At 60.2% G+C, this 22,545-nt stretch carries 17 protein-coding genes and 3 pseudogenes; 16 read left to right on the top strand and 4 right to left on the bottom strand.

Features of this window, described 5'->3' with window-relative positions; all coding sequences use genetic code 11:
* The first annotated feature begins 214 nt into the window (after positions 1-214).
* Complete coding sequence (locus GR198_RS18955; RefSeq protein ID WP_164023987.1) at positions 215-1,474, top strand: ROK family transcriptional regulator; 1,260 nt, start codon at positions 215-217, stop codon at positions 1,472-1,474.
* 116 nt (positions 1,475-1,590) lie between these two features.
* On the opposite strand, the gene GR198_RS18960 is transcribed toward GR198_RS18955, so the two are convergent.
* Entirely contained in the window at positions 1,591-2,748 is a 1,158-nt protein-coding gene (locus GR198_RS18960; RefSeq protein WP_028755886.1) for an ROK family transcriptional regulator, read from the bottom strand.
* Between the two features lie 147 nt (positions 2,749-2,895).
* On the opposite strand from GR198_RS18960, the gene GR198_RS18965 reads away from it, so the two are divergent.
* From GR198_RS18965 to GR198_RS18985, 5 genes and pseudogenes are all read left to right on the top strand, one after another.
* Entirely contained in the window at positions 2,896-3,900 is a 1,005-nt protein-coding gene (locus GR198_RS18965; protein ID WP_018482069.1) for an extracellular solute-binding protein, read from the top strand.
* Positions 3,901-3,950: 50 nt separating this feature from the next.
* Positions 3,951-4,955, top strand: a complete 1,005-nt coding sequence (locus GR198_RS18970; RefSeq protein ID WP_026236765.1) for an ABC transporter ATP-binding protein — start codon at positions 3,951-3,953, stop codon at positions 4,953-4,955.
* The gene (locus tag GR198_RS18975) at positions 4,952-6,661 is read left to right on the top strand and encodes an ABC transporter permease (protein ID WP_018482067.1); all 1,710 of its coding nucleotides are present in this window, start codon (positions 4,952-4,954) and stop codon (positions 6,659-6,661) included. The genes GR198_RS18970 and GR198_RS18975 overlap by 4 nt, the downstream gene beginning before the upstream one ends.
* Before the next feature lie 17 nt (positions 6,662-6,678).
* Positions 6,679-7,602, top strand: a complete 924-nt coding sequence (locus GR198_RS18980) for a sugar phosphate isomerase/epimerase family protein (protein ID WP_018482066.1) — start codon at positions 6,679-6,681, stop codon at positions 7,600-7,602.
* 322 nt (positions 7,603-7,924) lie between these two features.
* A pseudogene (locus tag GR198_RS18985) lies at positions 7,925-8,079 on the top strand (L,D-transpeptidase); the annotation flags it as partial.
* A 26-nt stretch (positions 8,080-8,105) separates the two neighbouring features.
* On the opposite strand, the gene GR198_RS18990 reads toward GR198_RS18985, so the two are convergent.
* Both GR198_RS18990 and GR198_RS18995 read right to left on the bottom strand, forming a co-directional pair.
* Positions 8,106-8,828 carry a Crp/Fnr family transcriptional regulator gene (locus tag GR198_RS18990; RefSeq protein ID WP_018482065.1) on the bottom strand — a complete coding sequence of 241 codons (723 nt, stop codon included), beginning with the start codon at positions 8,826-8,828 and terminating at the stop codon, positions 8,106-8,108.
* 157 nt (positions 8,829-8,985) lie between these two features.
* A complete protein-coding gene (locus GR198_RS18995; RefSeq protein ID WP_018482064.1) occupies positions 8,986-9,186 on the bottom strand; it encodes a hypothetical protein in 201 nt (66 codons plus the stop codon).
* Between the two features lie 160 nt (positions 9,187-9,346).
* Between GR198_RS18995 and GR198_RS19000 the strand changes: the two genes are divergently transcribed.
* From GR198_RS19000 to GR198_RS36135, 4 genes are all read left to right on the top strand, one after another.
* Complete coding sequence (locus GR198_RS19000) at positions 9,347-10,228, top strand: N-acetylglucosamine kinase (protein ID WP_028755883.1); 882 nt, start codon at positions 9,347-9,349, stop codon at positions 10,226-10,228.
* Positions 10,225-10,989 carry a GntR family transcriptional regulator gene (locus GR198_RS19005; RefSeq protein WP_018482062.1) on the top strand — a complete coding sequence of 255 codons (765 nt, stop codon included), beginning with the start codon at positions 10,225-10,227 and terminating at the stop codon, positions 10,987-10,989. Before GR198_RS19000 ends, GR198_RS19005 begins: the two co-directional genes overlap by 4 nt.
* Positions 10,990-11,017: 28 nt before the next feature.
* Positions 11,018-11,437 (top strand): hypothetical protein, encoded by a 420-nt coding sequence (locus GR198_RS19010; protein ID WP_131588157.1) that lies wholly within the window; start codon positions 11,018-11,020, stop codon positions 11,435-11,437.
* Between the two features lie 198 nt (positions 11,438-11,635).
* Complete coding sequence (locus GR198_RS36135; RefSeq protein ID WP_259664032.1) at positions 11,636-11,770, top strand: hypothetical protein; 135 nt, start codon at positions 11,636-11,638, stop codon at positions 11,768-11,770.
* Between the two features lie 351 nt (positions 11,771-12,121).
* On the opposite strand, the gene GR198_RS19020 is transcribed toward GR198_RS36135, so the two are convergent.
* On the bottom strand, positions 12,122-12,271 hold the full coding sequence (locus tag GR198_RS19020; RefSeq protein WP_157633263.1) for a hypothetical protein: 150 nt from the start codon (positions 12,269-12,271) through the stop codon (positions 12,122-12,124).
* 186 nt (positions 12,272-12,457) lie between these two features.
* Here GR198_RS19020 and GR198_RS19025 point away from each other — a divergent pair, with 186 nt between their 5' ends.
* The 6 genes and pseudogenes from GR198_RS19025 to GR198_RS35895 form a co-directional block, all read left to right on the top strand.
* Complete coding sequence (locus GR198_RS19025; RefSeq protein WP_108565351.1) at positions 12,458-13,519, top strand: DUF3991 and toprim domain-containing protein; 1,062 nt, start codon at positions 12,458-12,460, stop codon at positions 13,517-13,519.
* A 64-nt stretch (positions 13,520-13,583) separates the two neighbouring features.
* On the top strand, positions 13,584-14,189 hold the full coding sequence (locus GR198_RS19030; RefSeq protein ID WP_028755880.1) for a DUF1419 domain-containing protein: 606 nt from the start codon (positions 13,584-13,586) through the stop codon (positions 14,187-14,189).
* A 10-nt stretch (positions 14,190-14,199) separates the two neighbouring features.
* A pseudogene (locus tag GR198_RS19035) lies at positions 14,200-14,585 on the top strand (DUF3085 domain-containing protein).
* Positions 14,586-14,701: 116 nt separating this feature from the next.
* On the top strand, positions 14,702-19,801 hold the full coding sequence (locus tag GR198_RS19040; RefSeq protein ID WP_164069378.1) for a DEAD/DEAH box helicase family protein: 5,100 nt from the start codon (positions 14,702-14,704) through the stop codon (positions 19,799-19,801).
* A 506-nt stretch (positions 19,802-20,307) separates the two neighbouring features.
* Positions 20,308-22,131, top strand: coding sequence for a ParB N-terminal domain-containing protein (locus GR198_RS19045; RefSeq protein ID WP_164069379.1), 1,824 nt, complete (start codon positions 20,308-20,310; stop codon positions 22,129-22,131).
* Positions 22,132-22,263: 132 nt separating this feature from the next.
* A pseudogene (locus GR198_RS35895) lies at positions 22,264-22,461 on the top strand (DUF7007 domain-containing protein); the annotation flags it as partial.
* Positions 22,462-22,545 lie beyond the last annotated feature (84 nt).

A 22,545-nucleotide genomic window follows, 5' to 3' on the forward strand; every position in this document is an offset into this window, starting at 1 on the left:
CTGAGATTGTTACCCCTAATGTGCTTTTTGTAAGCAGTTAGTTTGTACCTCGCACAAACTTATGTTAGTGTCAAGAAGTTGTCGCGGCGAAAAATTTCCGCGCTGTACCGCGGTTGTCATCGACGTCCTGCTTGCATCACCGGAAAGGGCCTTATGTTGTATGGCCGTTCGATAATGTACGGGCTAAAAGGATCCGGTAGATTGGAGAAGAGAATTGAAGTTTGAGAGCCAGCCGTCCTATTCGTTGGGCCAGCGCACCCCTGCCAGCAGAGAAGTCGCCACCGGCGAGAACGGCGGCAACGTGACACTTGTCTCCCAATCGGCACTTGGCGCGATAAACCGCGGTCGCGTCCTTCAGGCCTTATATGATAACGGACCCAAAAGCCGGGCAGATCTCGCTCGACTTGCAGGTGTCAACCGGACCACGATAACCGGTATTGTGCAGCCGATGATCGAAGACCAGCTTCTTGTTGAGGGAGATGCGTCGCCTTCCGACGTCAAAGGCGGCAAGCCGGCTCGTCCGCTTTATTTTAACCCCGATGCACCGATGCTTGGCGCAGTCCTCCTTCTGCCCGGCACGATACAAACATGCCTCGTGGCGCTAACCGGTGAGATCAAGGCCGTTGCGAAAGCTGAGTTTGATACGCATGGCGAGACAGAAGCATTCATCGCGGTCATGACGGAGACGCTTACTGCCACACTGTCTCAGGCCCAGCAGGCGCCGTTTGGCATTGGCGTGGCCTCTGCTGGAATGATCGACAGTGACAATGGAACCATTCTTACCGTCAACCTTGCTCCCGTTCTAACGGGACTTCCCCTTGTAGCAATACTACAAGAACGCTTCTCTCTTCCGGTTGTCATCGATCATCACCCCCGTGCCTTGCTTGTTGGGGACAGATGGTTCGGACCCGGTCGCGGCCAACAAAATTTCGCAGCAGTCTATACTGGCGAGGTTCTCGGCGGCGCCTTCTTCATCGACGGCAAGGTCTATCGTGGACTCGCCGGATCCGGCGGCGAGCTCGGTCACAGCGTGGTGCAGATCGATGGTGCCCTTTGCAATTGCGGAAAGCACGGCTGCTGGGAGACCGTCGCTGCCCTTCCTTGGTTACGAAAAGAAGCCGCCCGATTGAGCTTTCCGCATCCCAAGAGCGTCACCTGTGCCAGGCTTGTCAAGGAAGCAGACGAAGGCTCGAAGGCGGCAGAGGAGCTTCTCGGCCGTTATACGCGGAACGTAGCCTTCGGCATCGTCAATCTGCAGCAAACACTCTCCCTCAACTCCTATGTCCTTCATGGAGACGTCGCCGGAGGCGGATTGAAGGCAGCAGAGCTGATCAGGCACCATGTCGAGCAACTGGTGGTGAAGAGACCTGGTCAGGAGATATCGATCACGGTGAATGGTATCGGCGAAGGCCATACGGCTCTGCGCGGCGCCGCGGGTCTGGTTTTATCCAGCCACCTCAAGCTGGTCATTTGAGGCTTTGTAGCGGCACCGATCTGCAAGGAAGGGCTTGCGGACCTGCAAGGTGCGGTTCGCGCCTGGGCCTGCCCCGGTTGACTTCTTAAAGAGACTCAGGCGCGCAATCAAATTTTCTAAGGTCGGGATTTGGGCTTGCGACCGTTAAGGTAAGGACTGCCATCGTCTGCGACGGCGGCGGAAAAGAGAGAGGCAAAGAACGGAATGCAGGCCGCCCCGATCGCGCCGGCGCGAGGGCCAAGTCGAGAGGCCTCGACTGCGGCAGCCTCCAAGCCGCGCGACGGGCCAAGGATTGGCTGACTGGAAATTGCGCGTACCAGCCTGTCTGTCACGAGTTCTGGCAGCCGTCCCCCAAGGACAATCAGCGCGGGGTCGAACATCGCCGTTGCTACACGTACCGTCTCGCTGAGCTGCTTTCCGGCGCGTTCAACCCAGATTTCTAACGCCGCTCCGGCGCTATCTGGCAACCGATCGAGGTCGATGAAGTCGTGGATGGCGAAGCCGGCACCGTTAAGGGTGGCAAAAAGGTCTTGGCCGGATGGGCGCGGCTGGTCGTACGGGTAGAGAACTCCGGGCAGGCAGGCGTTTCCATTGACACCGCGGTACGGCCGTCCGTCGATAACCGCCCCTCCCCCGACACCGTGTCCAATGTGAATGAAGAACATCGGATCAGGCTGCGGGATGCGTCCGCCGAACACATACTCTCCGAGCGCTGCAGCTGTTCCATCATTCTCGATGTAATAGGGCGCTTCGAAAGTCGCTTTAAAAGCTTGGTCCACCTCACCATCATCGAAAGCCGGGAAGAAGCTGTGGGCCTTGAGGATGTTCGACATCGTGCCGAAATTGCCGGGCACAGAGCAGCCGACCCCGAGAAGGCGATCCTTAGGCGTACCCAGGTCGGTCAGCATCGCCGCGATAGCAGCCTGCGCGGCGCCTGCCACAGACAAAGCCGTGCTGGTCTCGATGTCGACTGATCGGGAGGTAAGAATCTTACCTGCTAGATCAACAATTGCTACCTCCATTCGGGAGACCGAGAATGTTATCCCCGCGGAAAGATACCGGTCAGCCCGCAAGCTCAGCAAGCGCCGAGGCTGGCCTTGGGCGCCGGTCCGCTCGACCACCTCGATGAGAAGTCCGATCTCAATTAAGCGACCTATCAGCCGAGTGACAGAAGCGCCTGTCATGCCGGACCGTTCGGCCAGGTCGACGCGCGCAATCTTCTTGCCCACGAAAATCAGTTCGACCAGTCGTCGTTCGTTCCGTGAAAGGTCCATTGGTTCCAAGAGTGCCTCAAATCGTTAGTAGCCAAAGAGCTATTGCAATATATATTAAATTACGCAATGTAATTAAACTGTCATGTAGCTCCGGTAATAAGGCGCCAAGCCGGGGATGACCGGCCAAACTGAAACGAGAGGAACACCATGCATCAGATCAAACGTTTATTGACCCTCGCAGCCGTCCTGATCGCGGTCACCTCTCCGGCCTTGGCCAATAGTCTTGTCGTCTATTCACCTCAGGGAGAAGAGAACGTTCAGTGGATAATCGACCAGGCTAAAGCCGCCGGTCACGATGTGCAGTTTCTGCGCGCACCCGGAGGAGAACTTTTTGATCGGCTGGTCGCCGAGAAGAACAACCCCCAGGCCGATGTCGTACTCGGCATGGTCGACACGTCTATGGCTCTGCTCAAAAAGAACGGCCTGTTCCAACCATACACACCAGCCTGGGCAGCGGACCTCCCTGCGCAATACAAGGACAAAGAAGGCATTGTCTACAAATTCTGGAGCACACCGGTTGTCATCGCCTATGATTCCGACAAGCTTGCCGCTGAGCGGGCGCCGAAAAGCTGGCTGGACCTGACAAGGGGCGAATACAAAGGCAAATACGTCATCGGCAACACCGCCTGGCAGACGACAAGGGTCTATCTTGCCGGCATCTTGGCCCGGTTCCTCGACGACAAGGGCGAAGTCACTCAGGCTGGATGGGATTTTCTTGGCGCATTCTATGCGAACGCCATCGTTGTCGATGACGCCGATGCGCGCAAAGAAGCCTTCAAATCGGGCGGTGCGATCATCAATCTGAACTGGTTCGGCGGCGTCATCAAAGACGCCAAGGAGCTCGGCATGCAAGTCAAGGTCATTGACCCGGAAGGTGGCACGCCCGTCATCTCCGAAGGCGTGGCGATCATGGCGGGAACCGATCAGCTGGAGCAGGCAAAGGCATTCGTCGACTGGTTCGGCTCTGCCGATGTCATGGCCGGCTACGCCAAAAAGTTCGGTCAGGTTCCGGTGCTACCGGCGGCGCTGGCGAAATCACCGCCAGAGGTGCAGGCGAATGCGGAACTAGTCAAGGCGCAGCCTATCGACTGGGATGCCGTCGCGCCCAAACTGGACGGCTGGTTGCAGAAGATCGAGCTTGAAATCCGGTGAGGATGCAGGACCGGGCGACACAGATCGCCAGGCTTCACAGGAGTATGATCATGCCGACCCCGATCCTCATCATCGATAAACTGCATATTGGCTATGGCGACAAGGTGGTCATCCGCGACCTCTCGCTTGAGGTTCACGAGGGAGAGTTCGTTGCTCTGCTCGGGGCCTCCGGCAGCGGCAAATCCAGCGTTCTAAGGACCCTCGCCGGCTTTCATCCGGTCATGAGCGGGCGGATTATTCTTGAAGGAAAAGATATCACCAACGAGCCGCCGGAGCGCCGTAATGTCGGTATGGTATTCCAGAACTATGCGCTGTTTCCAACGATGACGGCGTTCGAAAACATCGCCTTTGCTTTGCGTGTGGCGAAGATGCCGCAGAGCGAGATCGGCAAGCGCGTCGCCCAGATCGCCGAAACATCCGGGATTACGGAGCAGCTGCACAAGAAGCCAGCGACCATGTCAGGCGGGCAACAACAGCGGGTCGCGATTGCGCGCGCGCTTGTCGCGGGCTCCAAGGTGCTTTTGTTCGACGAACCATTGTCCAATCTCGACGCCAAGGTGCGAGTGACGATGCGCCGCGAGATCAAGAGGCTCCAGCAGGAATTTGGCTTCACGGCAGTCTTTGTCACGCATGATCAGGAAGATGCACTCACGATGTCCGACACGATCGTCGTGCTGGCGAACGGTGGCGTTGAACAGATCGGTGACGGACGTACTCTTTATCGAGAGCCGGCGACGCCGTTTATCTGCGAGTTCATCGGCACCGCCAACGAACTGCCCACGCCGCTTGCCGGGCAAATCCTGGGCAGCGACGTTCGGGGGCGCATTTTTGTTCGCCACGAAGATGTACTCGTTGGGAAAGTGATACCAGCCGGGTTGCCGGCGACCGTCCGTCATGTAGAATTCCTTGGCGCCCACAGCCGTATCGACCTGGATACCGGCGGATACTTCATTTCGGCCGCCAGGATGGGGCACGAGTTACCCGAAATCGGTGAGACCGTGTCCTGGACGATCCGGCCGGGCTCGGTGCATATCTTCGAGGAAGCGGACAGATGAACCGCGCGGCTGCCGTCGAGCGCGTAGTCTATTGGATCGGGTTGGCGGCCCTGATCTGGATCGTCGTCACCTTCCTGATACTGCCGCTCGTCGCGTCACTTCAAACGGCATTTTTCAGGGACGGCAGCCTGGTGGTCGGTCAGACCCTAAGCGAACTTTCAAGATCACGAAGAGTGCGCGCTGCCCTTTGGAACACGGTTTGGATGACGTCAGCGACCATGGTCACGGTGACCATTGTCGGGATTTTCCAGGTGGTCGTCCTTGAATATTTTCACGTACGCGGTCGCGCACTCTTGAAAATCGCCTATGCAACGCCGCTGGTCTTCGGCGGTGTCGTTGCGGCGGCGGGCTATAACTTCACCTATGGTCCCGGCGGTGCGGTGACACATCTGGTGAAGGCGATCGTTTCCAGCCTCCCGCAAGACTGGTTCATCGGCTGGTTTGGCGTGCTCTTCACGCATACCTTTCTGATGACCAACTTTTACTATCTTTTTCTGCGTGCTGCGATGCGCCGCGTCGACTACGCAACCATCGAAGCCGCGCGCAGTATGGGTGCCTGGGAATATACGATCCTGTGGCGTGTGGTACTGCCCGCAATCATGCCGACGCTCCTCGCTGTCACCCTTCTCACCCTTTACACCGCGATCAGCTCTTTCGCCGCCCCTCAGGTGCTGGGCGGTCGCGATTTCCACATGCTGAGCCAGATGGTGCTGACTCTGAACAGCCTGCGCCGTCCCGACATGGCCGCCTTACTGGCGCTTATGATGGGACTGTGTCTCATGGCGCTTATCCTGCTGTCTCAATATTACGAAGCGCGCGGTTCCTATGTCGGCGGCGCGAAAGCGACTGCGCCCATCCAGCTACGCAAAATTTGCAGCCCGATCGGCAATACAGTGCTACATTTTTTTGCCTATCTTCTTGTGGCTATTTATGCGGTGCCGATCGCTCTTGTCGTACTCTTCTCCTTCGCCCCGGCCGCGAGCATCGGCATCGAAGTGATCCCATCCAGCCTGACCCTGAAGAACTATGCCCGCGTCTTTACCGAAGGCACCGCCTTTCTTCCGTTCTTCAACTCCATAGTGATGAGCCTTGCCGCGGTATCGGCGGCGCTGGTCGTTACGCTGTTTGCTGTCCCGGTTATTCTTGGCCGGCGCAGTTGGCTGACGCGCCTTCTAGACATCACTTTCTTCCTGCCATGGGTAGTTCCTAGTATTCTGCTCGCTGTCGGGCTGATCGTCACCTTCGACACGCCAAACCCGCTCGTTGGAAACGCAGTCCTCCTCGGCGGCTACTGGCTCCTGCCGATTGGCTACGCCATCGTCGCCTTGCCGCTTATGGTGAGGTTCCTGCGGGCAGCCTTCGTAGGAATCGATCCGGCCTATAACGAGGCGGCCCGCTCGATGGGCGCCACTGGTCTTTATCGCTATCGCCGCATCATTCTGCCGATAGTGGCGCCGACTGTAATCCTCGTCGCCGGGATGGCGTTCAACGATCTCCTGTCGGAATACCCCCTGTCGGCGTTTCTATACAACGTCAACAACAAACCGCTGCCGATTGCAATCGTAGACAGCTCGCTGTCTGTCGATCCTGAGCAGGCCGCGCTCAACCTTGTCTATGTCACTCTGATCATGGCGTTTTCACTGGCGATCATTCTGTTGGCCGAGCGCATCGGCCTTGGCAAAGGTCCAGAAACCACAACATTGTAGAACTGGAGACTGATCCATTGGATACCTGCATCACCGTCTGGCATTGGCCGCACCAGGAGCGTTGGTACGACGAAGGCATTCGCAACTCGCTCACCCTCATCAAGGAAGCTGGCTTCACACACATCAACTGGAATCCCGACTCCGGCAGTTCGTACTGGCTGGCCGACGCCGAGATCGAGTTTACAAGCAGGATCGTGGCCGATGCTGGGCTGAAAGTACACTCGGTTCATGGCAGCAATGGCCGCAATCCTATCACCGAGATCGGCCACAAAAACCCTGGCCCTTTCGCGATGGAGACGCGCAAGGACTTCCTGTCGCCGCATGAATGGCAGCGCCGCAGCGGAGTCGAGCTGTTGCGTAACCGTGTCGACCTGGCGGCCGCGTTCCAGTCCCCCAATATTGTTCTGCACATCGATATCAACGACAACGTCTTCGGCAGCGAAGCCGCCGAACGAGCGTTCTTCGACCCCCTTTTCCAGTCTCTCGACGAGATCAGGCCTTACTGCGTCGAAAAGGGCATCCAGATTGCCGCGGAAACTCTTCTTTGCGCCAACGCTCAGAATTTCCTCAACCTCTATGATCGGCTGTTCGCTCGATACGGCAAGGAGTTCATCGGCGTCTGCTTCGATTGTGGCCACTGGGAACTGATCGAGCCAGGCAAGCTCAGCGTGCTAGAGCGTTTCGCGGATCGCCTCATCGCTACTCACATTCACGACAATTTCGGAGCAATGGATAACCATCTCTTGCCATTCGACGGACGATTAGATTGGCACACGATCACCTCGGCGATCGCCGCAACTCCTTATCAGACTCCGCTCAACTTCGAGACGCCAATGGACCGGTATGGGATTCCAGAATCCGCCTACTATCGCCGCGCTCACAGTGTTGCTGTTAGGCTCGAGGAGATGGTCGCCGAGGCGCGCGAGAGGAAAAGCGCATGATGGCGAATGCGCTTACCCTCGACAATCCTCCACTACGTCGTGACAACGGTAGCAGCGTTGACCCCTGAACAGTTCCGCGGTCCAGATGGATGGACAGTCGAGACCAAAGAATCTGTCGGCTACGTCGGTGCCGTCAATCAATAGGCGGAGATCCTCCAACAGGCAGAAATCCTCGCCGGCGACTGTTGGCCAACGACGTTTCAGACCACCTTGTAGTTGGCAAGGTGGTAGCGCGACAGTCATCTAACGGCTGATCGATCTGGTGAACGGTACTGCAAATTTCACCAGCAGGATACCCATTCAGCCAATTTCGATCGCCTACGGCGGTTACGCCGTTCATGCCACCTTCGACCTTAAGCGCTTGGGCCGGCCGGCCTCGCATGCCTGCGTTCGCCTGCACTCCGACAATGCCGCCCAGTTCTTCTCGCTGGCGCACAGACTGGCCTCGCCAATACCCGCGTCGTGATCACGCGCTGACCCCGAATTCGGCAGCTGATCCCGTTCTATGCGCTGATCATCCGCTCCAACTCATCCATGTCGGGGACGATGATATGTCGAAAGTTCTCGATGCGAATGACACCGCTCTTGCGCAGCTTGGTCAACTGGCGGCTGACGGTTTCAATGGTCAGACCGAGAAAATCGGCGATCTCGGCGCGGGACAGCGGCAGGTCGAAAGAGGTGGTCGTGGCGGTCTGCGGTTCGGCGTGGGTGGCGATGAGGTGGAGCAGGCTTGCGACCTTCTCCTCGGCGGTGCGCCGGCCGAGCGTCAGCATCCATTCGCGCGCGGCGTCCAGCTCCTTCAGCGCCTGATCGTACAGGCTGCGCTGCAGCTTCGGCGTCTCCGATATCATGCGGTCGAGCAGGTCGCGGGGGAAGACGCAGATTTCGGCGTCGGTCGCAGCCTGAGCCGACAGCATGCTTTCGGGCACGAAGGGCCTGCCGACGAAATCGGGGGCGAATTGCAGGCCGACGATCTGCTGGCGCCCGTCCGGCATCACCTTGCAGAGCTTTACTACCCCGCGCATGATGTTCGAATAGAAAGAGCTTTCCGACCCTTGAGCGATGATCTCGCTGCCGGCATCGACCGTGCGGCGCAGCGACTGGCGGCCGAGCTCTCGGAGTTGGCCGCTCCACAGCGCGCCGCAGACGACGCCGTGCCGCGCTTGGCAGGAAGCGCAAGCGACGGGAGCGCCGGCGTCGGAAACCTTACTGCGTGCAACGTCCATTTCCTGATCCCTTCAAAATCTGCGTGTGCCATGATGTGGCTGCGCATGCTGGGCATACCCCAGACGATTACGCCGCGATTGCGGGTTCGGCTATCCCGATTTCTTCCGGCGCGGCTTGATGATTACCGATTTCGCCGGGACCGCGAGTTGATCCAGATCAAAGTTTCGGTGCCATGGCTGTTTTTGGATAGCGCCTGCCTCGACACGAGGCCGTCCCGCACAATCCTTCAAACTTGAACGACGGAGCAAAGATCTTCCAATCCTGGGCGACGAAGCCGCCGACGTCTTTGCGCACGAGCATTTCCCAAATTGCATGCCGGTTACTCGCGACGGGGAAAGGATTCAGGTCGAAAGGCATTACGGGTTCCTTCAGCTGGGTCGCCCATACTCTCTCTAGCCGGTTTCCAGTTGACAATCCGGTATGTTTGTGCGACGCACGTACGAACAAGATGCGCGCAGCTGGTGCGGCCCGAAGGCGATCGACGCTGTGTCAGATGACCTCCTGAAGGAACGCGCGGATGACTGTCTACCTAATCGGAATCGACGGCGGTGGCACCAGCTGCCGTGCTGCAGTCGCCGGTGCGAACGGGAGTATCCTTGCGCGGGCTCAAGCCGGGCCAGCCAACATTCTCTCCGATCCGGATACGGCCCTCGACAACATTGCCAGTGCGACCCACGCGGCTTTCTACGCAGCTGGCATCAATGCGCGTAGCATCGCCTCGGCGCGTGCAGTACTTGGGGTCGCGGGCAATAATGTCGGCGAGGCCGTTCACTACGTGAAAAACAGGCTACCCTTCGCCCAGGCGGACATCGAGTCAGACGGGCTGATCGCGCTACAAGGCGCGCTTGGTGATAAAGACGGAGCCGTCGCCATTTTAGGAACAGGCACGATCTACATTTCCCGCCACTGCGAAACGGTGACCTACGTCGGCGGATGGGGCTTTACTGTGGGCGACCTCGGCAGCGGCGCTCGTATTGGACATGCGCTTTTGCAAGAAACGCTGCTCGCATATGACGGCATTCACGACATGTCCGCGATGACCGCCTCCGTCCTTGCCGAATTCAAAAATGACCCACGCAATATCGTCGAGTTTGCGCGGCAGGCAAAGCCCGGCGCCTTCGGCCGCTATGCGCCGCGCGTATTCGAGCACATGAAACAGGGCGATGCCGTCGCCGCGCGCCTGTTGCAAGAAGCCGCTCTTTCAGTTGACGAAGCACTTGATCGTCTAGTCGCGCGAGGAACGCAGAAGATTTGCCTGCTCGGGGGATTGGGGCCGCTGTATTCGTCCTGGATCGCTGCACGGCATCAAAGTCTATTGGTAACGCCCGAAGGCGATGCACTGAGCGGGGCCGTGGCCCTGGCTGTGTCGCGCTTCGGGCATCTGAAAGCGATCGAATGAGCGACAGGCTTGCGGCCATGCTTCCAGGATGGGGCATAGACATCAAGGGCGCCGGCCCGCTCTACCATAGACTTCGCCTGGCGCTTGAAAAGGCGATCCTGTCGGGTAAACTCAAAGAGGGCGACGTTCTTTATCCCGAACGAGACCTCGCTGAACATGTCCGCGTTAGCCGTGTAACGGTCCGCAAAGCAATCGACCATCTCGTCCAAGACGGCTTTCTGGTCCGCCGGCGCGGCTCAGGAACCTTCGTTGCCGGATCGGCGGTGCGCGCAGATCGGCCTCCGTTATGCGCGAACTCTTTGACGGGTGACATTTCCTGGCGTGGATCGGACACGAAAGTCGAGTGCATCGGGCGCAGCACGTCTCATCCCGCACCAGAGGAGATGATGACACTCGGCTTGTCAGGCGACAGTCACGTCGTGCGCATCACCCACTTGCGGAGCTCGGCGGGCCAGCCGCTTGCGATCGAACGCACATGCATTTCCTCGGAGTTCCTGCCCCACGCTCGTGCCGTTACCTCTTCTATCTGCAACACACTCGCGGACGCAAACTTCAGACCCGTTCGTGCGATCCAGCGCACTTTCGCATCCAACATCGAAGGTCCGGACGCCACCTTGCTTGGCGTCGCGATTGGAACGGCTGGTCTTTTGACAAAGCGCGTCGCCTATCTTGCTTCGGGCCGTGCAATCGAATTCACCCGCTCACTTTTTCGAGGCGATGCCGAAGGTTTTGTCAGCGAGCTCACCTTTCTCGAAAACTGACCGCTCTCTTACAAGACAGGATCCTATCATGCAGGCCACCGTGCAAACGAACATGCGCCGTGAGATCGACGAAATTCCAGAAGCTGCGGCCAGATTGCTCGATCGCTTAGCGAAAGACTTCGCTGCCACCGGTGCGGCTTTGCGCGCCGAGGACTCCGAATTCGTCGTCACAGTCGCGTGCGGCTTGTCCGACTATGTCCCTGAAATAGTCCATCGAGCTGAGGGCGAAATTGCCCGCCGCTTCGATTCGAGGGTCACTCCCCTCAATCTACGATATCGAGCTCAGCTTTGGTCGCGGCGCTGCCTTGCCGAGGCAGCCACGCGCGTCATCGCAGCCTCGATCGCTCTGACGAATAAGCCTCCGCTTGCGGAACCCGCAAAGGCTATGAGCATGCTGAGCACAAAGGTCGGCTTGTACCTGAAGACGACGCAGATCTCGTGGTGTTGACTCCCGAGTTTGAGTTGAAGTTGAGGCAAGCGGTCATGGCGATTTCGGATCAAATTTGCACAGGTTCTCCAATGGTAAGGTCGATGTTTTCCGCAAACCTGCTGGGCTTTAGCTGAGTGGAACCAGCGCCCCATGAAGATAGCAATGCTCTCGCCGTTTGAACGAACCTGTCTCCATTGGATATCGAGAGGCTGGACTGTGGCTGATATCGCGTTGATCGAGGGAAAGGATACCGCTGAAATTCAGGCGTGCGTGGAGCGTGCGGTTAAATCGCTCAACGCCGAATCAGTGGAACAGGCGCTTGAGAAAGTGAAGCTTGCGCGATCAGGCTGATCGCAGTGTGGTTGCGGGCGCCGGACGCTTTCACCTTGCCTTGCATGCTGCCTGCAAATGCATCGTTCTGGCAACGTCAGGCCCGCAGCAAGATCGCGCCATCGGTTTGAAAACACGGAGAGAATGGCTCCTGCGTTCGGCGGAACGCAGCCGAACCGAGGTGACCACGAAAGCAAGCCAATCCGCGCGTTTGTGATGGGTCCTTGCCGAGTTCCGGATTCCACGAACAACACGCTGAAAGGTCCGCTCGCAAGCTGCGGCCGCTGCCGCTCCGCGGCGCGGTGATCGCGCCCGTCCCGAGCCTTTGAGGAGCCATCGAGCGGGAATTGGCCCGCTCCCACTGGAGCCCTTCTAAACTCGCTCGATCATTTCCTCGCACAGTCCCGCGCCTTCCAGCTCCCATGACCTGATGGTCCGGTCACCGTCCTTGAAGTCGAGGGTGAATACAGCGTCTTTCCCTCTGACGAGATCGATGCCGACGACGACCTTGAGATCGCTCATGAATTTTTCCCCTGGCCGGCGCATCGAGCCGGCCTTTGGCGTGCCGCTTGCGAGCAGCAGGCCGCAAGGGAGGCTTCGCCGCGGCCGTGCATTGCATGATCCGACAATTGCCAGCCGCGCCCTTGCAGTCTTTGCTCTTCGCGGTGGGCCGAACGGTGCCCACGAAGCGACGGGCAAGGAAAGGCAATGGAGGCCGATCGCAGTGCGATCGGGAGCAAAATGAAAAGAAGAGAGATAGAGGCGCTGCGTGAGCAGGTGAGCTGCGCGGCCGTTCTTGAACAGGCGAGGTTCGCCATCGACATCAAGGAAAGCACCCGGCGGGCAGTCAAGTTTCGCCGTGGTGGTGAAATCGTCATCGTCGCGCATGAGGGGCGCGGATGGTTTGATCCGCTCAGCGATGCGAAAGGCGATGTCTTCGGGCTTGTCGAGCATCTCGATCATGTCGGTTTTCTCGAAGGCGCCGATAGGGTTGCGGATCTCGTTGGTTTCGAGATCACGGAACCGGAGTGGCAGCCTGCGAGCCGCGATAGAGGATGCAACCTCTCTCTTGTCGAGCGCTGGCAAGCGCGCCGCAGCCCATGGCCCGGTTCATCGACGTGGCGCTACCTCAACGGCGAGCGCCGGCTGCCACCACCTATACTCTGTGAGGCGATCAAAGCGGGGCTTCTTCGGGAAGGCCCGCGTGGCAGCATATGGGCAGCGCATACGGATAATGCCGGCGTGGTGACCGGATGGGAGGCGCGCGGACCGCAATACCGTGGCTTCGCCTCTGGAGGAGCGAAGGTTCTCTTCCGTCTAGGGTTGGATACTGCGTTGCGCCTGGCCGTCACGGAAGCTGCGATCGATGCCATGAGCCTTGCGGCAATCGAAGGGTTGCATGACGGCACGCTTTATCTCAGCACCGGCGGCGGGTGGTCGCCGGCCACGCAAGCCGCGCTGCGGGAATTGGCCTCCCGACCGGACGCCCGGCTGGTCGCTGCGACGGACGCCAATGCACAAGGGGATCTGTTTGCCACGCGATTGCGGTCGCTTGCCGAGGATGCCGGTTGCGAGTGGACCCGGTTGCGCCCGGCCGAGGAGGACTGGAACGAAACCCTGAAGGTCAGGGAGAAAGAAAAGGGGGAAAGAAAGGCAGGAAGCGTGCCGCATTCGCACCGCCCGCGTCAAGGGAGGCTTCGCCCGGCTGAGCCGGCCCTTGACCCAGCCAGTCGCGATGCCGGCGCCAGGCAAGGGGTCATGAAGGACTGAAGGGGATGGCGAGGTCGATAGGACGGCGCCGCACTTCGGTCCGAAAACGCGCAAGGAGCCGCAGATGATCCCCTCTCCCGCAACCACCAAGGTTTTCCAGGGCGTCGCAAGCCGCCAACAGATGTTCCGCATGTTTGACCGCCACGCGGAGCGCCCAAAGCGTTGGGATGGTGATGCCGCGCCGTTCTACTCGGGCGAATGGTTCGAGATCGGCGAGACCGAACATGACTACATGTTCGAGGTCCTTCCACCATTGTGGATCCGAGGATCCACGTTTGCGATGCGCGAGTTCATGACTGGCTCGGTGACATCAGTATTCTTCGCGCTCAGGATCGAGGCGTCCATCCGATATTTCCATGGCTACTGCGATCTTTCCGGTAAGGCATCCGTCGAAACGATGCGCGTCGCCATCATCGAGCGCGAAAGCCGAGCGGTCCGGGCGATGACGCGGCAAGAGCGGCTCGAGCATATCTGGAGCATCACTGCCGGCGATTACCGCGGCTATGCCGGAGACGAGTGGCCGCAGTCCGCTCGCGGCAAGCGCACCGTCATACTCTATGGCGGCAACGAAGGCACCTTGCTGAAGCTGCTCGACGAACTCACGGACGGGGAGACTGCTGCGAAGCTGCCGGTGCATCTTCGCCACCTTCCCTCCCAGATCGCCGCGTGAGGGGGAGGCCATGTTCACTTTCAGCGTGGTCGAGGTCAGTGCGGTGATCGTGCACGGACGTACCGACGCGGAAGCCAATGGCGGCTTCCGCAACCCCCACTATGGTCTACTCCCGGGTAAGGACGAACGGCCAGGTCTGTGGATCGTCGGCGACGAAGGCGTCTATCTGCTGTCCAATGGCAAACCGGCAGAAGGTCAAAGGACGCTGAGTGCGATCCGCAGACCGATCCGGACTGCTGGCATTACAAGCGTCGGTATTTCGAGGGAGACGACGGGATAGTCTTCATCGCCGGCGCGAGCCTGGAAGCCATGCTTTCCACAACCCCGGAACCCACGCATCTGCGGGCGCAGTTTACGTCGGAAACCATGCAGTTCTCCGTAGTCACGCGCTCGTAGCTGGCGATCGCTGCAGCCGGACGAACCAGATCCAAATTCCTCACCTCATTCATCCGCCATCGCCCGCGGGACCTGTCCTGCGGGCGATGGCGCATATCCTCGAAAAGGAGTCTTCAATGTCCAACGATCCCTTCACCCTCGATATGTTTGTAAGCAGCGCGTTGTCGTCCGGCCTTGGCTTGGGCGTCACCGCGTTTGGCGGTTTCGCCGCCAACGACGACGATCCCGATCCGCCGCCGCCCTCCCCTGCGCCGGCATTGCCTCCACCAGTTGCGAAGCAGCCGGCGCCGCGGACACACGGCCTGCGGGGTAACTTCTATCTCGACAATGGCGATCGTGGACTTGCGATCGACTGGAAGCAAAGGGCGAAGGCGAACCTTGTGGCCATCCTGACCGCCAACGAAATCGAAAAGCAGGATCGACCCGCCACCAGTGACGAACAGGCAAAACTGATCCGCTTTACCGGTTTTGGCGCATCGGAACTCGCAAACGGCATGTTCCGGCGTCCAGGCGACGTCGATTTCCAGGAAGGCTGGGGTGACCTCGGCAGTTCGCTGGAAAGCGCCGTCACCGACGCCGATTATGCTTCGCTCGCGCGCGGCATCCAATATGCTCACTTCACTCCCGAGTTCATCGTCCGCTCGATCTGGGCGGGCTTGCGGCGGCTCGGATGGCGCGGGGGCCGCGTGCTGGAGCCGGGAATCGGCACGGGCCTTTTTCCGGCGCTGATGCCAACGGCGCTCCGTGACACAAGCTATGTCACCGGGATCGAACTCGATCCGGTAACAGCGCGCATTGTCCGGCTTCTTCAGCCGAAGGCACGCATCATCAACGCCGACTTCGCGCGCACCGATCTCAACGCGATCTATGATCTCGCGATCGGCAATCCGCCCTTCTCCGATCGAACAGTTCGGTCGGACCGGCAGTACCGTCCGCTCGGTCTGCGGCTGCACGACTACTTCATTGCCCGGTCGATCGATCTCTTGAAGCCCGGTGCACTCGCCGCGTTCGTGACAAGCAGCGGCACGATGGACAAGGTGGACAGCACAGCGCGAGAGCATATCGCCAGGTCTGCCGATCTGATCGCAGCGGCCCGCCTCCCCGAGGGCAGCTTCCGCCGCGACGCTGGCACGGATGTGGTCGTGGACATCCTGTTTTTTCGCAAGCGCAAGGCCGGCGAGCCGGAGGGTGATCTGTCATGGCTCGAACTCGAAGAGGTTCGTCCTGCGACATCCGACGAGGGGGCGATCCGCGTAAACCGCTGGTTCGCGCGGCACCCGGATTTCGTGCTCGGCGAGCACGCCTCAACGTCTGGCCCGTTCGGCGAGACCTATACATGCCGGCCACGCGCCGGTGAAGACCTGCAAACGGCACTGAAGGCCGTGATCGCTCTTCTCCCTGAGGATCGGTATGACGGCGAGCCGACGTCGGTCGACATTGATCTGGAAGAGGAGTTGGGCGAGATCGTCGACCTCCGCCCCGCCAACGACAAGGTCCGCGAGGGCAGCTTCTTCCTCAATAACCGCCACGGTCTCATGCAAATGATCGACGGAGCCCCGCTCGCGGTTTCGGTGCGAAAAGGCAGGTCAGGCGAAGGCCTGTCCGAAAAACATGTCCGGATCATCAAGAAGCTGATTCCGATCCGCGACGCCGTCCGCGAGGTGCTGAAAGCGCAGGAACGCGACCAGCCGTGGCGCGATCTGCAGGTTCGGCTGCGTATCGCCTGGTCGAGTTTCATCCGCGACTTCGGGCCGATCAACCACACAACGGTCTCGATCTCTGAGGACGAGGAAAGCGGCGAGGTCCGCGAATCCCATCGTCGGCCGAATCTCCAGCCGTTCCTGGACGATCCCGATTGCTGGCTGGTGGCCTCGATCGAGGACTACGACCTCGAAACCGATACGGCGAAGCCTGGTCCGATCTTCACCGAGCGGGTGATTTCTCCTCCCGCGCCGCCGGTCATAACTTCGGCTGCCGACGCGCTCGCCGTCGTTCTCAACGAGCGTGGCTGCGTCGATCCCGAGCATATTGCCGAGCTGCTGCACCGTGATCCGGATGCTGTGATCGACGAACTCGGTGACGCCATCTTCCGCGATCCCGCGGATGGCTCCTGGCAGACCTCCGACGCCTATCTCTCCGGCCCGGTCCGCACGAAGCTCACGGTCGCCGAAGCGGCGGCTGCGTTCGATCCGGCGTTTGAGCGCAATGTCCGAGCGCTGCAGGACGTCCAGCCTGCCGACCTCCGACCGTCGGATATCACCGCCCGTCTCGGCGCACCCTGGATTCCGGCTGCCGATGTCGTCGCCTTCGTCAAGCAAACGATGGATGTGGACATCAGGATTCACCATATGCCGGAACTCGGGTCATGGACCGTCGAGGCACGCCAGTTTGCCTATAGCGCCGGCGGCACCTCCGAATGGGGCACAAGCCGCCGTCACGCGGGCGAACTGCTGGCCGACGCGCTGAACAGCCGGATTTCGCAGATCTTCGACGTGTTCAAGGATGTTGGCGGTGAACGCCGCGTTCTGAATGTCGTCGACACGGAAGCAGTGCGCGACAAGCTGCAAAAGATCAAGGAGGCTTTTCAGAACTGGGTCTGGACTGACCCAGACCGCACCGACCGGCTTGCGCGGGTCTATAATGACCGCTTCAACAACCTCGCGCCTCGAAAATTCGACGGCTCCCATCTAAAGCTTCCCGGCGCCTCCGGCGCCTTTGTTTTGTATGGGCACCAGAAGCGTGGAATCTGGAGGATCATCTCCTCCGGCTCGACCTATCTCGCCCATGCTGTCGGCGCCGGCAAGACGATGACGATGGCAGCCGCGATCATGGACCAGCGCCGGCTCGGCCTAATCGCCAAGGCGATGCTGGTCGTGCCAAGCCATTGCCTCGCACAGGCGGCGCGCGAGTTCCTGGCGCTGTATCCGAACGCTCGTATCCTCGTCGCCGACGAAACCAACTTCACCAAAGACAAGCGGGCACGTTTCCTGTCGCGAGCCGCCACGGCCAACTGGGATGCTGTTATCATCACCCATTCGGCCTTCAGGTTCATCGCCGTGCCGTCGGCGTTCGAAAGCCACATGATCCAAGAAGAGTTGGAGCTCTACGAGGAGCTTTTGACCAAGGTGGACAGCGAGGATCGGGTGTCGCGCAAGCGGCTCGAGCGCCTGAAGGAAGGCTTGCAAGAGCGGTTGGAAGCGCTCTCAACCCGCAAGGACGACTTTCTCACGATCTCGGAAATTGGCGTCGATCAGATCATTGTCGACGAGGCGCAGGAATTCCGCAAACTCTCTTTTGCGACCAATATGTCGACACTGAAAGGCATCGACCCGAACGGATCGCAGCGGGCCTGGGACCTTTATATCAAGTCCCGCTATATCGAGACCAAGAATCCCGGCCGCGCGCTCGTGCTGGCCTCCGGCACGCCAATCACCAACACTCTCGGTGAGATGTTCTCGATCCAGCGCCTGCTCGGCCACGAGGCGCTGCGCGAACGCGGGCTTCACGAATTCGACGCCTGGGCCTCGACCTTCGGCGACACGACGACCGAACTCGAAATCCAGCCGTCGGGCAAATACAAGCCGGTGAGCCGGTTCGCGAGCTTCGTCAACGTGCCGGAGCTGATCGCGATGTTCCGCTCGTTCGCCGACGTCGTGATGCCGGAGGACCTGAAGCAATATGTCAAGGTTCCGGACGTCTCGACCGGACGGCGGCAGATCCTGACGGCGCAACCGACGCCGGCCTTCAAACTCTATCAGCAGATCCTCGACAGCCGCATCAAGGCGATTGAGATGCGAGAGGGGCCAGCGCAGCCCGGCGACGATATCCTGCTGTCCGTCATCACCGACGGCCGACACGCGGCGATCGACCTGCGCCTGGTCATTCAGGCAAACGACGACGAGCCGGACAACAAGCTCAATCTCCTCATCGAGAACGCCTTTCGCATCTGGACGGAAACGAGCGAAAACACCTATCTTCGTCCGGACGGCAAGCCCTATGAACTTCCAGGCGCGGCGCAGATGATCTTCTCCGATCTCGGCACCATCAATGTCGAGAAGACGCGCGGCTTCTCCGCTTACCGCTGGATTCGTGACGAACTGATCCGCCTAGGCGTGCCCGCGTCGGAAATCGCCTTTATGCAGGACTTCAAGAAGACCGAGGCCAAGCAGCGACTGTTCGGTGACGTCCGTTCGGGCAAGGTTCGCTTCCTGATCGGCTCGTCTGAGACCATGGGCACTGGCGTCAACGCCCAGCTCAGGTTGAAGGCGCTGCATCACCTCGACGTGCCGTGGCTCCCATCGCAGATCGAGCAGCGCGAGGGCAGGATCGTACGCCAGGGCAATCAGCACGATGTCGTCGACGTCTTCGCCTACGCCACGCGAGGGTCACTTGATGCTGCGATGTGGCAGAACAACGAGCGCAAGGCTCGCTTCATCGCCGCCGCCCTTTCCGGCGACACCTCGATCCGCAGGTTGGACGACCTTGGGGAGGGCCAGGCCAACCAGTTTGCCATGGCCAAGGCGATTGCCTCGGGCGACGAGCGCCTGATGCAGAAGGCCGGGCTCGAAGCCGATATCGCTCGGCTCGAACGGCTGCGCGCCGCCCATGATGACGACCTGTTCGCGGTGCGCCGCCAGGTCCGGGACGCCGAACGCGACATCGAGGTATCGCTCCGGCGGATCGGCGAGATCGGCAAGGACATCGCGCGGCTGGTTCCGACTGCGGGAGATGCCTTTACGATGACCGTCACAGGCGTTTCATACGACGAGCGAAAGGAAGCCGGCCGCGCGCTGATGAAGGAAATCCTCACCCTCGTCCAGCTTCAACAGGAGAGCGAGATCGTCGTCGCCTCCATTGGTGGCTTCGATTTCGTCTACGATGGCGAGCGCTTCGGCAAGTCTGACGGTTATCGCTACACCACCATGCTTCAGCGCACGGGCGCGGACTACGAGATCGATCTCGCCGTCACGGTGACGCCGATCGGCGCCGTCTTCCGCCTCGAGCATGCGCTGGATGATTTCGACGGGGAGCGGGAACGCTATCGCCAGCGGCTGGAGGATGCGCGCCGGCGTCTTGCTTCCTACCAGTCCCGTCAGGGTGGCGATTTTACCTTCGCGAGTGAGCTGGCCGAAAAGCGTCGCCAGCTCCGGGAGGTTGAGGCGGAACTCGCGGCCGAGGCGCGCGAGGCAGGGGCCTCTGCCAGGGAGTCAGCCTGATTTTGGAAGCAGTGCAGCATGTGCATAGGTGCATTGCACAATAAATGTTTTCCATCTGATCAAAATATCATCATAGTGCACACAGCTGATGCACATGGCGGTCTCCTCCCAGTGCCGCCGCAACGGCTGTTCCCCTCTGGAGGTTAAATAACCTTCACACTTCATGGGCCTCGGTTCTTCCGACGGCCCATTTTTTTGTTCCCGCTCAACCCGAATTCTGACCTTCGCATGGGATCGCCCGTCTGAAAAAACAGGAAAGAGGGTGAAAGAAAAACCGGTCGCAGATCGGTCCTCCCGTCGCCGCTGGCGCTCAACCGCGGCCTACGCAGCCCGGCCACTCGTACTTCGCAAGGCTGTTAGCCCCGCTTGTCCTTCGCGGCAGGGCAGCTCGCCCGCAGTTGCGCCGGTCAGGCCGCTTTGCGCTCCGGGAGATGTCTTCAGGAAAAAATGAAGACAGGAAGGACCGGCAGAAGGCCGCGTCCGCATCCCCGGAAAGGAACACTCCCATGCAACTCATGAAGGTCGATCCGCGTGCGCTGAAGGACAATCCCGACAATACGCGCCAGTCGCAGTCGACGCCCCAGGCCGACGCGCTGCTGCTTGCGACCATCAAGGCCGTCGGGGTCATCCAGCCACCCGTCATTTTCGCCGAAGCCGGCGGCAACGGCTATGTCATCGAAGCCGGTCACCGGCGCACCCGCATGGCCATCGCCGCCGGCATCGAGGAAATCGATGTTATCGTCGTCGAGGCGGCCAACGATAATGGCGCGATGCGTTCGATGATCGAAAACATCGCGCGCGAACCGCTCAACCCCGTCGATCAATGGCGCGGCATCGAGCGCCTCGTTGCTCTCGGCTGGACCGAGGAAGCTATTGCGATTGCGCTGGCCCTGCCGGTCAGACAGATCCGCAAGCTTCGTCTGCTCGCCAATGTGCTGCCTGCGATGCTCGATCACATGGCCAAGGGCGACATGCCGAGCGAGCAGCAGCTTCGCCCGATTTCCGCAGCGTCACTCGACGAGCAGAAGGAAGTCTGGAAGGCACACAAGCCGAAGAAGGGTGAGACAGCATCCTGGTGGGCGATCGCCAACGGCCTCACCAAGACCCGCATGTTCGCGCGCGATGCGAGTTTCGGCGATGATCTCCGCCGGGCCTACGGCATCGAGTGGGCAGAAGACCTGTTCGGACCGGCCGACGAGGATAACCGCTACACCACCAACGTCGAAGCATTCCTCGGTGCGCAGCAGGAATGGATGAGTAGCAATCTTCCCAAGGAGGGTTCCATCGTCGAGCTCAACAATTGGGGCCAACCCCAATTGCCGCCGAAGGCGGAGCGTATCTACGGCAAGCCCGGCAAAGGCGATTGCACCGCCATGTATCTCGATCGTGAGGGCAAGGTGCAGTCCGCCCATTTCCGGTTGCCGGAGATCAAGAAGGCGAAGCGAAAGGGCGATCCGACCGCGCCCGGCGGCGAGGACACGAACGAGGCCATCGACGTTGCAGGGAAGACCCGTCCCGACGTGACCCGAAACGGCCTCGACATGATCGGCGATTTCCGCACAGACGCTCTGCACGAGGCACTGGCACGAGCGCCGATCGAAGACGATACCCTCTTGGCGCTGCTCGTCCTCGCATTCGCCGGGCAGAACGTCTCGGTCGATTCCGACTCCGAAACCTCCAACCATCTCTACGGCTCCAAGCGCTTCGCCCGGCACGCCGTCCGGCTGATCGGTGAAAGCGGCAAGCTGCAGTTCGATACAGATACGCTTCGTGTCGTGGCCAGGTCGACCCTGATCGACGCACTGTCGGCGCGGACCAACCGCACGGACAGCGGCATTGTCGCCCGGATCGCCGGCGATGCCATAGGCGCCGACACCTATCTTCCGAACATGGGCACGGAGCAATTCCTCGCGTGCCTATCGCGTCCGGCACTGGAAGCGTCCTGCGGCGGTAGGAGTGTCGCTCCCCGCCCGCGCGTCAGGGACACCCGGGCTGCCCTTGTCGAGCACTTCAAGGAAGAGCGTTTCGTGCATCCGTCTGGCCTCTTCGCACCCGATGACGTGAAGATGGGCGAATGGTTGGCCAAGAACATGGAGCATGGGGGCGATGACGACGATGCACCCGCCGACGGGCCGATGGGCGGCATCGAGGACGGTGCCGACGGTGAGTCTGATCCCTCGATCGAAGCCGAATTGGTCGACAAACCCCATGATCCGGAAGGCGAGGTCGGAGGCAACGCAGCCGACACCGAGCTCGAAGAGCTGGATGAAGCCGACGCTGACACCGGCACTGAGGATTCCGATACCGCTTACGGAATTGCGGCCGAGTAACCCTGCCCCACAACTCCGTACTGATCGATACCGCCGCCGGCCATCACCGGCGGCGGCTTTGTTTCCTCACCTCAAAACAGGAGAATACGCATGTCCGCGTCTTTGATTTACGACCTCGCCCCAATCGGCTCTATCAGCGCCTGGCGCGTGTCACGGCCGCTTTCCGAGCTTAAGCGCGACGACTTCTACTCGCATCATGGCGCCGTTGCGGATGAGACGGAATTTCAAGGACGGATGTTCGAACAGGCCGAGCACAGCCGCGAGCTCCGGGCACTTCACCGGCAGACTGTTCGGATGAACTGCTCGACGCCATGGGGACCGTCGCAGGGCGTGCGGCGGCGTGAGTCCGACCGTATGGGGGCTTTCGTGGCGGCTGGTCCGAGCTGGAGGAAGGGATGCGGGCTGTCGCTCGCA

Source organism: Rhizobium leguminosarum, from assembly GCF_010668065.1.
Classification (GTDB): Bacteria; Pseudomonadota; Alphaproteobacteria; order Rhizobiales; family Rhizobiaceae; genus Rhizobium; species Rhizobium leguminosarum_S.